This is a genomic window from Burkholderia sp. PR2, from assembly GCF_052372875.1.
GTDB classification, from domain to species: Bacteria; Pseudomonadota; Gammaproteobacteria; order Burkholderiales; family Burkholderiaceae; genus Burkholderia; species Burkholderia diffusa.
The window spans coordinates 1,511,170-1,522,813 of record NZ_JBQRWH010000001.1 but is presented as its reverse complement, the minus strand read 5'-3'; the positions used below and the strand labels follow the sequence as shown (position 1 = coordinate 1,522,813).

General features: G+C 62.5%; 15 protein-coding genes. 5 read left to right on the top strand and 10 right to left on the bottom strand.

All coding sequences use genetic code 11. From position 1 onward, the window contains the following. The first annotated feature begins 39 nt into the window (after positions 1-39). Together ACT2FV_RS06610 and ACT2FV_RS06605 are read left to right on the top strand one after the other, a co-directional pair. Entirely contained in the window at positions 40-327 is a 288-nt protein-coding gene (locus ACT2FV_RS06610) for a glycine zipper 2TM domain-containing protein (RefSeq protein WP_341774564.1), read from the top strand. An 88-nt stretch (positions 328-415) separates the two neighbouring features. Next, positions 416-1,597, top strand: coding sequence for a DesA family fatty acid desaturase (locus ACT2FV_RS06605; protein ID WP_444503493.1), 1,182 nt, complete (start codon positions 416-418; stop codon positions 1,595-1,597). Positions 1,598-1,663: 66 nt separating this feature from the next. On the opposite strand, the gene ACT2FV_RS06600 is transcribed toward ACT2FV_RS06605, so the two are convergent. The 4 genes from ACT2FV_RS06600 to ACT2FV_RS06585 form a co-directional block, all read right to left on the bottom strand. After that, positions 1,664-1,843, bottom strand: coding sequence for a hypothetical protein (locus ACT2FV_RS06600; protein ID WP_082728782.1), 180 nt, complete (start codon positions 1,841-1,843; stop codon positions 1,664-1,666). Between the two features lie 323 nt (positions 1,844-2,166). Next, positions 2,167-3,456: a cation:proton antiporter gene (locus ACT2FV_RS06595; protein ID WP_226114905.1), complete on the bottom strand. Its 1,290-nt coding sequence runs from the start codon at positions 3,454-3,456 to the stop codon at positions 2,167-2,169. A 40-nt stretch (positions 3,457-3,496) separates the two neighbouring features. Beyond that, the gene (locus ACT2FV_RS06590; protein WP_444503920.1) at positions 3,497-3,757 is read right to left on the bottom strand and encodes a hypothetical protein; all 261 of its coding nucleotides are present in this window, start codon (positions 3,755-3,757) and stop codon (positions 3,497-3,499) included. Positions 3,758-3,837: 80 nt separating this feature from the next. After that, the gene (locus ACT2FV_RS06585; RefSeq protein ID WP_444503903.1) at positions 3,838-4,617 is read right to left on the bottom strand and encodes a PRC-barrel domain containing protein; all 780 of its coding nucleotides are present in this window, start codon (positions 4,615-4,617) and stop codon (positions 3,838-3,840) included. Positions 4,618-5,296: 679 nt separating this feature from the next. Between ACT2FV_RS06585 and ACT2FV_RS06580 the strand changes: the two genes are divergently transcribed. Further along, on the top strand, positions 5,297-5,479 hold the full coding sequence (locus ACT2FV_RS06580; RefSeq protein ID WP_082728783.1) for a hypothetical protein: 183 nt from the start codon (positions 5,297-5,299) through the stop codon (positions 5,477-5,479). A gap of 151 nt (positions 5,480-5,630) precedes the next feature. Here the strand turns inward: ACT2FV_RS06580 and ACT2FV_RS06575 are convergent, their stop codons facing one another. From ACT2FV_RS06575 to ACT2FV_RS06560, 4 genes are all read right to left on the bottom strand, one after another. Further along, a complete protein-coding gene (locus tag ACT2FV_RS06575) occupies positions 5,631-6,350 on the bottom strand; it encodes a Crp/Fnr family transcriptional regulator (protein ID WP_124628431.1) in 720 nt (239 codons plus the stop codon). Between the two features lie 558 nt (positions 6,351-6,908). Beyond that, on the bottom strand, positions 6,909-7,181 hold the full coding sequence (locus ACT2FV_RS06570) for a hypothetical protein (protein WP_444503492.1): 273 nt from the start codon (positions 7,179-7,181) through the stop codon (positions 6,909-6,911). Positions 7,182-7,243: 62 nt separating this feature from the next. Further along, positions 7,244-7,468 carry a hypothetical protein gene (locus tag ACT2FV_RS06565; protein ID WP_409360410.1) on the bottom strand — a complete coding sequence of 75 codons (225 nt, stop codon included), beginning with the start codon at positions 7,466-7,468 and terminating at the stop codon, positions 7,244-7,246. A 662-nt stretch (positions 7,469-8,130) separates the two neighbouring features. After that, positions 8,131-8,667 (bottom strand): papain-like cysteine protease family protein, encoded by a 537-nt coding sequence (locus tag ACT2FV_RS06560; RefSeq protein ID WP_124628425.1) that lies wholly within the window; start codon positions 8,665-8,667, stop codon positions 8,131-8,133. 84 nt (positions 8,668-8,751) lie between these two features. Here ACT2FV_RS06560 and ACT2FV_RS06555 point away from each other — a divergent pair, with 84 nt between their 5' ends. Further along, the gene (locus tag ACT2FV_RS06555; protein WP_151048747.1) at positions 8,752-9,258 is read left to right on the top strand and encodes a hypothetical protein; all 507 of its coding nucleotides are present in this window, start codon (positions 8,752-8,754) and stop codon (positions 9,256-9,258) included. A 258-nt stretch (positions 9,259-9,516) separates the two neighbouring features. Here the strand turns inward: ACT2FV_RS06555 and ACT2FV_RS06550 are convergent, their stop codons facing one another. Then, entirely contained in the window at positions 9,517-10,674 is a 1,158-nt protein-coding gene (locus ACT2FV_RS06550) for a DUF4382 domain-containing protein (protein WP_124628419.1), read from the bottom strand. A gap of 336 nt (positions 10,675-11,010) precedes the next feature. Here ACT2FV_RS06550 and ACT2FV_RS06545 point away from each other — a divergent pair, with 336 nt between their 5' ends. After that, positions 11,011-11,223, top strand: a complete 213-nt coding sequence (locus tag ACT2FV_RS06545) for a hypothetical protein (protein ID WP_059598746.1) — start codon at positions 11,011-11,013, stop codon at positions 11,221-11,223. A gap of 48 nt (positions 11,224-11,271) precedes the next feature. Here ACT2FV_RS06545 and ACT2FV_RS06540 read toward each other — a convergent pair whose 3' ends face one another. Further along, positions 11,272-11,574, bottom strand: coding sequence for a hydrogenase maturation factor (locus ACT2FV_RS06540; protein ID WP_151048745.1), 303 nt, complete (start codon positions 11,572-11,574; stop codon positions 11,272-11,274). Between the last annotated feature and the right edge of the window lie 70 nt (positions 11,575-11,644).

Sequence of the window (11,644 nt, the reverse complement as noted above, 5' to 3'; positions counted from 1 at the left end):
TACCGCCCATCATGAACCGACGTCCCGAATTTCATCGGGATGTCAGCGCATGGGTTTGCGTGCGTCGTGCCGGATCGGACGGCGCGGCGGCAACCCGAGGGGATGATCATGAGAAAGCTACATTCCGTGGCAGTCGAGATGGCGATAGTCACGTTGACGATTGTCGTGCTGGCGGGTTGCGGCGGTATGTCTCGCCGCGGAACGGATACCGTGATCGGGGCGGGTGTCGGTGGCGTCGCCGGCGCGGTCCTGACGGGCGGCAGTGCGTTGGGCACGGTGGGCGGCGCGGCCGTCGGCGGCGTTGTCGGCAACCAGGTCGGGAAATAGGCCGGCCGAACGGTAGGGAATCGGCACGCGCACTCGCCGTCACGGCGAAGCGCGCGCGGATACGTGCGCGACCCGGAGTGCGACCGATATGTCGGCATTTCTCCTGAACGGCGGGCTGAGGCTGTCCTGGTGGCAGCTTGCGTGGGTCGTGTTCGCGCTCACGCACGTCACCATCATCAGCGTGACCGTGTACCTGCACCGCTGTCAGGCGCATCGGGCGCTGGATCTGCGCCCGTGCGTCAGCCACTTCTTCCGGTTCTGGCTGTGGTTGACGACCGGCATGCTGACCATGCAGTGGGTCGCGGTGCATCGCAAGCATCACGCGAGGAGCGAGACCCCGGAGGATCCGCATAGCCCGCGAACCCGTGGCCTCGCGACCGTGCTGCTTCGCGGCGCGGAACTGTACCGGGAGGAAGTGCGGAACGAGGAAACGCTGCGCCGGTATGGATCGGGCACGCCGGACGACTGGCTCGAACGCCACGTCTATGCCCGCTATCCGAATCTCGGCGTCGGGCTGCTCGCCGTGATCGACGTCGGGCTGTTCGGGCTCCCCGGCGTGGCGGCATGGGCGATCCAGATGATGTGGATTCCGTTCTGGGCCGGCGGCGTGATCAACGGTTGCGGCCACTTCAGCGGTTACCGGAATTTTGCGACGCCCGATGCGAGCACCAACCTCTTCCCGCTAGGCATCCTGATCGGCGGGGAAGAACTGCATAACAATCACCATGCATACGTGACGTCCGCCAGGCTGTCGAACCGATGGTTCGAGTTCGACATCGGCTGGCTGTACATCCGCCTGCTGGCGGCGTTCAGACTGGCGACCGTTCGGCGAGTCGCAACGAAGCCGCGCCTGCTCCCGAACAAGGCAGTGGTCGACGACGCAACGCTGCAAGCGGTCATCCGCAACCGGCATGCGGTGATGGCCGCCTATGCGCGCATGCTCGAACCCGCCTGCCGGCGGGAGCTGCGCCGCATCAAGGACATGAGCCGCGACGACAAGCGCGCGTTCGCGCTCGCCATGAAACGCTGGCTGCGCCAGGCCTGGGGCCATCGGGGCAAGCCCGATCTGCGGGCGCTGACGAGCCCCAATGCCAACCGGCGAATGCGTGTGTACGTCGATATGTACGAGGCGTTGCTCGAGCTATGGACGTGGTCACACGCGTCGCACGAGCAATTGCTGGTTCAGTTGCAGGATTGGTGCCGTTGCGCGGAGCGGAGCGGCATCAAGGCGATCGCCGATTTCTCGATGCGCCTGCGCCGGTATGCGTGATTATCCCGGGCCGCCCGCGACCTGCGATACAGGACACCGGCGTGCCATGGCGCGTGCACGTGCCGCTCATTTCGCCCGATTGTCGGGGCGCAAATAGCGCCACTTGCTCGCATTCGAATTGATGCCGGCATCCTGACGGATGCGCCTTTCGGACCGCTCGATGTCGGCGCGGGCGAGATCCTCCCGCTGCTTCTGCCGGGTCGCCTGATCGCGTTGATCAAGTGGTGTGCCTGAATGTTGTTTCATAGATCCTCCTGACTGGAGCGTGCCGTGTATCGATATCGACCACTGCCGCGAATGCGTGCAGACACAGAATGGGCGAGAAAAAGGGGGGAGTCGGTACGATGCCGTGCAGTGGCGGTTAGCGTCGCTTCAAATCTTCATGCAGATGCTTTTCGGCGATGTCCGCCGTGACCCGCGTGCGCCCGGTACTTTGCCGGACAGACTCCACGCCCGCGCTCGTCCATTTTGAGATCGAAAGAGTCGATGCACGTGACGAACCGGCGCCGGGGCATCGCACTGGATCGCTCGACGCCGGCATGCAGCGCCCCGCGGCGTCCGCCCGGATCTCACGCATAGCGGCGCATGAGCGGTGTCGCTGAAATGCCGTGCAGCACGATCGACACGGCGATCAGGGCCAGTACCAGCGGAACCAGCGGCAACACTTCCGCGCGCGGCCCTTGCTCGAGGGACAGCATCAGGTAATACAGGGAACCCACGCCACGGATGCCGAACCAGCCAATCAGCCGGCGCTGGTGGCGCGACGCCCGGGAACCGATCAGCGCAAGCCAGGTGGCGGCCGGCCGGATGACGAACAGCAGCGACGCAACCACGGCCGCGCCCGTCCAGGTGAGCATATCGGTCCAATAGCGGGAGACGAGCGCGCCGATCAGCAGGATCAGCACGGCTTCGGCGATGTGTTCCAGCTCGATCGTGAATCCCATGACCGATTCAGCGACGAAGGCATGAGCTTTGTCGGGGTCGGTGGAGGTGGCTTCGACATCCTCGCTGTCCACGACGCCGACCGTCTCTTTCGACGTCTTCCGGCCGCTCGTGCGATGCTCGACGCGCCGCATCGCGACGCCCGCGGCGAACACGGCCAGGAACCCGTAGCCATGAATGGCGAGCGCCACGCCATATGACAGCATGATCAGGCCCAGCGCGAAGAACCCTTCGAGGCCGAGGGCCTGGCCGTGCCGGCTGCGCAGGAATGCGACGAGCCGGGCGGTGGCGAAGCCCAGCAGCCAGCCGGCGCCCACGCCGGAGGTGACACCCCATGCAATGCCGCCGACCATGCTCAAGTGAAGCTCCGACATCGTGCCAGACCCGCACACAAGCAGGCCGATCACCGCGCAAGGGTAGGCGGTGCCGTCGTTGATTCCGCCTTCGCCGGATAAGGAAAAACGCACCAGTTCGACGTCACCCGCGTCGCGCACACCGACGTCATGAGCGAGCACGGGATCCGTCGGCGCGATCATCGCGCCCAGCAGTACCGCGACGCCGAGACTCAAATGCAGCGCCAGCACGCCGAGCGCGGCGATCGCCGTGACGGTGAAGATCATCGCGACTACGCCAAGCCGCAGCGGCAGCATCCAGCGGCGATCGGCGGGCGGAACGCGCAGCCTCAGGCCGATCGCGAACAGCGAGATCAGCAAGCCGATTTCGGCAGCGATGCGCAAATGCGTGACGTCGTCCGGCAATGTCAGCGACAGGAAGCCGGTGCCGGCCGGTCCGATCAGAAAGCCGATCCCGAGATACACCATGGCCGCGCTCAGCGGCAGGCGCTTGAGCGATGATCCGATGAGTCCCATGAAAATCAGCAGGGCCCCGAAGATGAGGCATCCAATCGTTTCGGTCACTTTGAATGTCCTGCGTGGATAGCGTCGCGCTCGCCGCGCGTCACGCTCGGTGCGCCTTCGCCATGGGCCCTCTGGCGATTACGGCTGGAATCGATTCTGGAACACGGCGTCGCGCCGTCCTCGCCGACTGCGAGGCTGGCGAGTGGACCGATCGTCCTTTCGACACCCGGCGCGTGAGGCCGCGCTCCGGATGGCCGCTCGCCGCTTTCTGCACGGCATCGATCGACAGGAAGCGCAGCGTATTCATGCAGAGCGCATCGAGTAGCGAATCTTCGGTTGACGGGAAACGGGTTGAGGTCATACGGGTGCTCCCTGGCGTCCGGTTACGCTATATCCTGCACGGGGTCGGGTTGCGTTGGCTGCCCCTCGCGCGGGTCTGCGTTATCGGTCTGCGTTCCAGTAACCATGCTTGCCGTAGAACTCATGCAACTCGATTTCGTAGCTTCGATGAAGGAGCTGCGAATTGTCGTAGAGAGGGCTCCGGCGGATTGCATCGCGCGTGAGCGTGGTCGATACCGTTTTCGTTGACCAGTCCACGTGGTCGAGCCAGTGGGTCGCGATCAGCACTTCCTTGCCGGTCGACCACCAGCTCGACGTGTCGATCGCCAGGTAGCGGATCACCCACGCTTCGTCGTCGTAAATGAAGTCCGACACGTGGCCGATATGTCCGTCCGTGGCTTCGATCCGATATCTGTCGACCTCGCCGGTGCTATGCAAATGCGTATCCGCCGGTGCGCTGGACGGCGCGGTGCCCGAGAAAAGCGGATCGCCCGCTTCAGGGTCCTGCGACGGCCCGGCGGGATCGAAAGCCGGGTACGCGCCCATTCCCCAAAGGTTCGGCCCGCCCCAGTAAGTCGGGTAGTTGTAGTAACGCAGGATCTCGATTTCGTGCTGGCGGGATACCGGCTTGTGCGTGTCCAGATTCGGGCTGTCTCTCACTTGCTGTTGCGTCAGGTTGACATATAGCGTGCGGAACTCGGCATGCGTGACGGAATACGGCGAGATCAGCACCTGCCTGTCGTGCAGCCAGTCGCCCGTCTCGACGACGAGGTAACGGATGCACCAGTTGTCATCGTCGAAGTAGGCTTGGTGGATGTGCCCGATATCGCCGTCCTTCGCTCGAACCGTGTCTCCGTGCAGCTTTCGGATGCTTCGCAACATGATGTCCTCGCCAGAGCAATGCCCGGCGCTTTGCTGATCCGGCCGACATGCCTGCCGTGCGGTGGCGTCCAGCCGTTCGTCCGCTGATGCGGAGCGTTTCTTGCCGAGCGCGTCCCCTCGGATGGCCGGCATATTTGAAACGCTACACGCGACGAATGGCCGATGCGGTACGAGACCGTACAAAGCGCGAACGGAGGCACTAGGTCGGCCCTCCTGCAGGCATGTCGCGACATCCAACCTGACGCTATCATGAGGATGGCGAATAAGTTAGGGTTGACACGTTGATGAGCTACCGGGCCTCATTGGGGCAGCGGCGAATTCGGTCAGGTGGCATAGCTCTACGTGCGGGCTCAGTCTGTCCGATGCCGACGGTTTGTCGGTGCGCGTGAGGAGCGGATCCGGAGCGGCTCCGGAGCGTGCGCGGACCGGCTGCGTGGCTGTCAGTGCGGTCCGGCTGAGTCGAGGTCCCGGTCGATGCGACGGCGATGCGAAGCCGCGAGCGTGTTCGTCCCGCGGTGTCCGGTGTGTTGCGGCGAAACACGCGCGTGCCCGGCGGAATATTCAGATCGGGCCTATGCTGGCGTTGTGACCGGCGGCATTCCACGCTGGCGTGTCGCCAGCACGCAGCCCGTCGAATCCGGGCCAGCCTCATCCGGCACTCAGCTCCACGGAGGTGGATATGCGCAGCAGGTATCGAGAGCAGCATACGAACGGCGGCAAGAGCGAACGCAATGTCGACGAGGCGGTCGAGGGGACGTTCCCCGCGAGTGATCCGCCGTCGATCGGCGGTGTCACCCGGATGATTTCCCGCCCGGCCCATCGAAAGCATCACCGGAAGTCGCACCACATCAAGCACCGTTAGCGCAGGTTGCGCGGCGCTGATCGGCGCGTTGCGTGACCGGAATACTGGGAAGCCTGAAGGTAGGTAATCCGTTTCGTCGAGAGCGCGAAGGTGTCGATCCTCCTGTTTCGCGCCTTCGGGAGCGTCACGGAAATCTGCGGTGCGATAGCGGCTAGAGTCGCTTCAGATCGGGAAGCAGGCGATCGAATTCGCGTTTGACCACCCCATAGCATTCGCACACGCGCTTTTCGAGTCCGGGGCGGTCCAGCACTTCGATATGGCCGTAGTTGTAGCGGATGAGGCCTGCGTCTTGCAGCTTCAATGCCGCTTCCGTTACTCCCGACCTGCGCACGCCCAGCATGTTGGCGATCAGCTCCTGCGTCATGCGCAGCTCGTTCGAAGGCAGGCGGTCGAGGCTGAGCAGCAGCCAGCGGCACAGTTGCTGATCGATCGAGTGATGCCGGTTGCACACCGCGGTCTGGGCCATCTGCGTGATGAGCGCCTGGGTATAGCGCAACAACAGGCGTTGCATCGAATTGCCGCGCCGGAATTCTTCTTTCAGGATGCGCGCGTCGAGCCGGTAGGCTTGCCCCGCGCTTTGTACCACGGCGCGGCTCGGCGTCGTTTCGCCGCCCATGAACAGCGCCACGCCGATCATGCCCTCATGGCCGACGATCGCGATTTCAGCGGAAGAGCCGTCCTCCATCACATACAGCAGGGAAACGATCGACGTGGTCGGAAAATAGACGTGATGAAGCTGGCCACCCGACTCGTACAGCACGTTTCCCAACGGCATGTCGACAAGGGTCAGGTGAGGGGCGAGGTGATCTCGTTCATCTTCTGGCAGCGCGGCAAGCAGGTGATTTTCGGTAATGGGCGGGTTGTCCAGCATGCGTGGCTCCTGCGCTCGCGCGCGGCTGACGATGGAGAATCCGGCCGATATGGGCGCAGCGGGAATTGGCGGGACGGGGCAACCATCATACTTTACCGATCCGACGACCGGACAGGATGGTGGGGGCAATGCGTCCTTTTTTTTCGATGAGTTCGGAATGATCGTTCGAATGCGTATCTACCTTCAAGAATTATAGTGTCGGCACATGTCTCATCAAGGTTGCGCGCTCTCGATACGGCACCGATATTTCACTGCGCGGTTGACGGAAAATCCTGGTCTCGCACGCGTGCGCAGCGTCGACCGCGGAAGATGCGCGTCGATGACTCGGGTGCGTCGGTGTTCAGCGTTCAGGTGGGGGTACGTCGAGGCGGTGGATCCAATCGAAGCGCGCGAAGGCGGAGGGAACGCGAGGCACTGGCGATATCATGCCGGTTACGAATGCGATTGAAAGTCTGATCACGCAACTGCGCAAGATCATCAAGACGCGTGGTCACTTCCCGAATGATGATGCGACTGCGAGCGACATCCGACTGACGGAGTGCCCGCAAGCTGGGCGCTTCATTTCCGGCGCCGCAGCCGACTTAGAAGCTCGAGCGCTACCATGTCAGCATCGTTGTTCATCATCTCCGCTCGCAGCAGCAAACCGCCGACACGAACGGCCGCATCCCAGCTCGCCTCAGACATCGTCTGGTGATTGGTGGCCAGTTGCTCGGCGAGAGCAAGTAGCGCCGTCATCGTTCCCGGCTCGCCGGACGTTCGGCACTCTTCATGCCCTGCAACTAGCTGGAACAGAGCTAGAATCGATTCGGCATTGACGGGAGGGGTGGCCATATGATCCTTATACGCCCTTTATCCTTGCCGGGCGAACTTTCAAGTCTGGCCCTTGAGCTTGCCTAGTATCGCCGCGCGTACCCTTCTCGATACAGAGTCGCACCGATAGACGTCAGCAGGGCGATGTCTTCCTCGCTCAATGTGTTCCATGCCCCTGCCAGCCAACCAGCAAAGCCTGCGCAGGCATGGTCCATGTCGATCATCGCTCTTCCTTCGGCGTTCAGTTGTTCGAAAACAGTGATCACATCGTGGGGAGTCATGAAGTGCTCCTGATGAGCTTCCAGCATACTCGGTATCCAGTCCGGCGCCACCTAAATCGACCGACGCTGTTGATGTCCACGCTGAATTGACCCATCGGGGACGCGGTATGCATATCGGCAAATGCGGGCTTCGACGCCATGTGTAGTCACTACCTGTACGCCATTCGCGATTGCCGTCTGTGGGGAGGCCGCCAATGTTTTGAAACGGCACTTGCCATGCTTGGTGAATCACCCAGGCAGGTCGGCACGCCAGCTCCGGCTGATGCGGACATTCATGCAGGGGTAGACAATGGCCGATGCGATGCAGCGGTATAGGAGCGAACTGTCCGCAGCCACGCGCGGCAGAGGTGCACCGGCTTCTATTTGCCCTGGAAGTAGCGTGAAGCAGGCCACTGTGTTCCTCCCAGAACGTTAGCAGGACCTGTTGCATGCTGACTGGCACGAGGAGACAGCCGGCGTTCAGGTCAACGGCGTTTGCTGGCTCCGCCCGGATTGCGCTGGATCGAGTTTGACGGTAGCGACGACGGTACCTCGACAGAACTCGTCTTGAGATATTGCGCGTTGGTGATTATTCATAGAAGGCGCGCGATGATGCTCCAATGCACGCGACCCAAAGTCGACAACAGCCGATTGAATTTATCGGTATCGTGGACGGGGTCGTCGTTGCCCGACTGCGCGGAATGGAGTACTTAATAGTGCGTCTTGAGTGAGCCCTTCACCAATAAGCAATTGTCGTGGGGGCCCAGTGCGCTGCGGAACATTTTGATATCCATGGTCTTTGCGGCCGGCTCCCAAGGGTCGTTGTAAAAGACAACTGTATCCTTGACTCCAGTCACGACAATGGCATGCTGCTGCCCCATGTGGAAGGCGCCGCCGGCCCAGATTGGACCGTATCTCCATAGAGCGTCTTCCAACCACTCCGTTGTGACTTCTGTTTTGAATGGCTTCGGGGGATCGAGGGGCATGAGGCCCTCGACACGGATAAGCTTCGAGATGGACGCTTGGGCCATCCCCTGATCCTTGCGCCATACATCCGGTAAGCCAAGCCGTGGCCCTGGACGAAAGTAATATGAAACCATGCACGCGGCTGCGTACCAGCAAGCCATGTCTCCATGTGGTTGCGGGCCTTTGCCGTCGCCCTTGTCGAGCGTCAGCCACTCACCGTCGGAATTTCTTCGTTGCCCGACGAGAGGCACAGTAAGTAACCGATAGTTCGGGCGCTTCATTCCTGATCTCCCGAGCGATGCTATGTGCTGAAGAATAGGAAGTATTGCAACGCGAAGCAACGGCGGGACTCAACTCGCACCGCGATGCGAATTATTCAATCGCTGCAGAATAGGGCGTCGTGCGCTGTCCCATTGCAGCGTCGTGGCAAGGACCAGTTCCGCTACGATGAGCACGCCCAGGATTTTGAGCCAGAGGATCAGGCGCGCGTTCGCGACCATACTCCCATCAGCGCTGTCGTGACGATTCGGCGCGACTTCCTCGACACGCAAGGGCCACGACGGTGGGTTGTTGTTCGTGGCGAAGAGCGCGTCCAGGCGGTCTGGCCGATCCGGTCGATATTCGCGCTGACTCGTAGCGAGCAAAGCGCATGGTCCTTGCTCCAGACGACAAGCACTTTGGAAATCGTCTCATCGCAGCCGGCCGTAGGCGGAACGGTCCTTCCCGGGCTCAGGCGCGAGATCGACGCGATGGATCTCCACATCGCCCGGATTGCGACCGTCAGCGGCCGGTTGATCACGGCCGCCGAGATGGCGATCGTGGCAGGCGCGGCGTTGACCGGGCTCGCTGCGTACCCGTTGCGGCAGCGTTGAAAATAGAAGGCCCGCGATACGCGGGCCTCGTGCAATCAGCAATTGCCTTTCTTTGCCTGTCCGGGCGGGCAGAACCCGTTCCCCGGTCCGCCTTGCGGCGCAATAACCACCGGTGGGCCCGGCACGTATGCGACGCACCCGCTGAGCGCGCCGACCACGCTCGCCGCTGCAAGCAATGCGATAACCCCTTTCTTCACTTCGTTCTCCCGTTTATTGAGGAAAGGGCCGTGAGGCCCTTTCGATGATGCTGCCGACGCGTCAGAAGCTGAAATTGACGTTCGACTGGCTGGTCGTTGCGTTGACGTTCGTCGATTGCGTTGCGCCCGACGCTGCGTCCGCCTCGATCGTATATTGTGCCGCGGCACCCGGCGACGCAGCCAGCGCGACCGGCAGCGAGCCCGAGTAAGTGCCGACGATCGGCGCGGCCGTGGGTACATTGAGCGCATAGGCGCCCGTATCCATGTTCGCGTTGATCGACGTGATCTCGTACGCGTTTGCATCGACGGTCTGCAATGCACGCACGAACGCATCGGCGCTTGCCGTCACCGTGCCGCTGACCGTGCTCATCGTCGATGCCGGCAGCGTGATCGGCGCGTTCGACGCCGACACCGCCGTGGTCGTGTTCACGACGACAGGAACCGAGCGCACGATGCCTGACGCGAAGTTGTTCTGCACGATCACGACGTCGTAGTTGCCTTGCGTCGAGCTCTGGATCAGCGGCGACAGCACGAACTTCCCGGTACCGTCGGCAACCGTGCCGCGGACCACCTTGCCGCCTTGTTCCGCATACACGGTCGCGCCTGCTTCGGCCGATGCGACGTAACCGGAGATCGCACCGCTCACGACGGTCGGGATCGCGGTGACGACCGGCTTCAGTGCGTACGTGCCGTTGCCGCGCTGGACGATCGACTTGCACGCGTTGAAGTCGAGCACGAGGTCGACGAGCGTGTTCGGCTGAACCGTGAAAGGCTGGATGATCTTGTAGCCGCTTTGCGTTGCGCTCGGCGTCGCGAGCGCCTGTTCCGTGCCGCCGGTCGGAACGACCGAGTTCGCGAGGGTATTGCCCTGGTTCTGCGCGAGAACCAGGCGGACCTGTTGATACTGGCCCGCCGGCAGCGCGGTCTGACCGATATCGGCGAGCACGCCGTTGGTCAGCGACAGCAGGTCGATCTTCTGTGGTGTCGCCAGCGTGATCGTCGACCAGCCGGCGTCGTTGTCGGAGGCATTCCCATTCGCATTGACGCGGACCTGCGAGACGGTTATGAAGACATGATCGAAGCCGCATGAAGGCGCATCGGTCATCGCGACATGCAGCGTGCCGGTTTGCGGGCTGCCGTCATCGCCGCCACCGCATCCTGCGAGCGCCAACGGCACCGCTGCCGCACATAGTGCGGCCTTCCAGAACGTCTTGTTCATTGTCTTGTCCCCCTCCGAAGTTATTGTGGGTGCAACGAAGCATAGCGTCGGGAATTGCCCACAGTATGGACAGTTTTGAAACGAACCGTAAATTCTGCGTCGGAGCGTAAGGACTGACGGTTCTCGATCGGTATTCGCGATGCAAGGGCCGGTAATGCGGTTCGCGGCGAATGAATCACGTCCGGGAACACGGCCCGTTTCGCGATCGGCGAAAACTTGATCGGTGAAAGCACTGAATCCGCCCCGATTATTTCGCCGCTATAGTCGAAGCACGAACGGTAGTCGCGTGCGCCATGCGCCGCCACCGTTCAGGTAACGACTGTAGACGGGTGCTGTATGAAAAACACAATCGAAAAGACCACCGGACCGGTGTGGGGTGTGGCGGCAGGCGTAATCCTCGCTGCCGCGGGACTGAGTCTCGGCATTTTCCCGAAATCGCTGAACAGCATGGGAACCGTAAACGACTTCATGGCATCCGGCGTCGCGATGCTGGGGATCTTCCTCGTCGTCTATTCCACTCACGAACTACGACGAAAACGCCTGAACTGAGCGTCGGGGCACCGTCTCCGCGCCGAACGCTCCAGGCCGACCGCCGGCTCAGGAATGCGCGCGCCCGTCGGTGGAGCCGGAATCGACCAGCAGGTCGTCGACGATGATTTCGCCGGCCGCCCGGCCCGCGCGTAACGCGTTGAGGGTGTCGTCGAACAGGCGGCCGCCATCGTCGCCGAGCCGGACCGGCGCCAGCAGGCGCGGCGCGCAGCCGGCCGCGCGAACCTGCACGACCGCCACGAACCCGAACCGAAGCGTGGCGGGTGGCGGCGCGTGGTCGCGCGGTTCGTCTAGCCGGAATTCGCAGCGGACATCGATGGTGTATCCGCGGTAGGTGTACGCACTGTTCATCTGCAGCTCGCTCGGAAGGGAACGCGACGACGGACCGTGGGCGCATGATATCGGCTCGTGCGAGCCGGTG